This is a genomic window from Dactylosporangium darangshiense (genome assembly GCF_039537565.1).
GTDB lineage: Bacteria > Actinomycetota > Actinomycetes > Mycobacteriales > Micromonosporaceae > Dactylosporangium > Dactylosporangium darangshiense.
Window position 1 is genome coordinate 1 of the sequence record NZ_BAABAT010000236.1, and the last position, 558, is coordinate 558.

Here is a 558-nt window from a genome sequence, read left to right on the forward strand (position 1 = left end):
GACGACGGCGGCATCCACGCCGTCAACGTGCGCAACCGCGGCTACTTCCCGTTCCTGTCCGACGACGCCGTCATCGAGGCCACCTGCCGGGTCGGCGCCGCCGGCGCGGTACCCCTGCCCGCCCCCGCCCTGCGCCCCGAACTCGCCGGCCTCGTGGCGGGCGTGTCCGCCTACGAGGAGCTCGCCGTCGACGCGGCCCTGCACGGCGGCCGGGACCGCGTCTACCGCGCCCTGCTCGCCCACCCGCTCGTCGGCCAGCACGACAAGGCGGACCGCCTGACGAACGAGCTGCTGTCCGCCAACCGCGACCACCTGGCCTGGCTGTCGTGACGGCACGGCTGTATGCCGCGGCCGACGGTGGCAACTCGAAGACCGACGTGGTGCTCGGCGACTCGGACGGCCGCGTCCTGGCCCGGGTCACCGGCCCCACCACGTCGCCGCACGTGCTGGGCCTGCCGGCCGCGGTCGCGCGCATCGCCGACCTCGTCGGCGAGGCCCGGGCCGCGGCCGCCCTGCCCTCCTCGATCGGCCTCGACCAGCTGTCCGTCTACGTCGCCG

Annotated in this window: 1 protein-coding gene and 1 pseudogene; both read left to right on the plus strand. The window is 76.2% G+C overall.

Features of this window, described 5'->3' with window-relative positions; translation table 11 throughout:
• Positions 1-330: family 4 glycosyl hydrolase (locus ABD901_RS58885; protein ID WP_486303879.1), on the plus strand; the 330-nt coding region annotated here is incomplete at its 5' end.
• Positions 327-558 (plus strand): annotated as a pseudogene (locus ABD901_RS58890) (ATPase); the annotation flags it as partial. The gene ABD901_RS58885 and the pseudogene ABD901_RS58890, both read left to right, overlap by 4 nt.